General features: G+C 60.3%; 1 protein-coding gene. It reads left to right on the top strand.

Going from position 1 to position 807, the window contains the following annotated elements; all coding sequences use genetic code 11:
- A partial coding sequence (locus ACSEXW_RS28615; RefSeq protein ID WP_500797275.1) for a type IV secretory system conjugative DNA transfer family protein occupies positions 1 to 807 on the top strand: 807 nt, incomplete at both ends.

The following is an 807-nucleotide window of genomic DNA, read 5'->3' as shown; positions in this document are numbered from 1 at the left end:
ATCCGGATCGGCGAGGTGGCCTTCAAGAAGCAGACGGTACCGGTGGCGTTCCCGGTAAAGGACTGGGACCAGCTTTGTCTGCCGACGGTGGCGATCGGCGGGATGGGAAGTGGGAAGACGAAGGGATTCGGCTGCAACCGGGCGATTGGGTTTGTCCGGGCGGGATTCTCCGCCGTCATGGTGGATCCGAAAAAGTCGGAGATGTGGGAGCAGGTTTCCCACGCGCTGACGGCGGAGAATCGCCGCAGGATCGTACTGGGGGAACAGGTTGTGTCATTGGACTTCCGGGAGGTGCTGCACGCCCCGCAGGCCAAAGCGAGGCTTTCACAGATCATGCTGGCGTTCTTCGAGGATAATACGGATACAGCCGGCGCGCAGACCCAGCGATTCCTGCGGGCGGCCGTGATGGGGATGCAGACTGGGAAGCTGGCCGAGGTGATCCGGATCTTCACAGACCCGAAGTACCGAAAGCAAGTGATCGATGGCATGCCGGCGGGATTGAATCGAGAGACCCTGCAGCAATACCATAACGAGAGCGAGGCCCGGCAGCGCCAGATCGTCTCACCGATCTTCAACCGGTTGGACACCATCCTGGGAGATCCATACCTGGAGGCGTGTATGAACGCGGAAGAGGGGCTGGATATGGTGGAGCTGCTTGGCCAGCGTGGGATATGCACGGTGATCGACGTCCCGGACCGGCTGAACACACGAGAGGCCAAGGACCTCCTGATCAACCTGCTTTCTTTCAAGATCGATGCGGCCATGTCGCTCCGGACAGATATGTTCCCGGTGGCCGTAATCTACGAC

Source organism: Oryzibacillus soli, assembly GCF_051594765.1.
Classification (GTDB): domain Bacteria; phylum Bacillota; class Bacilli; order Paenibacillales; family NBRC-103111; genus Paenibacillus_AR.
This window is presented reverse-complemented; position numbering and strand designations above follow the sequence as displayed.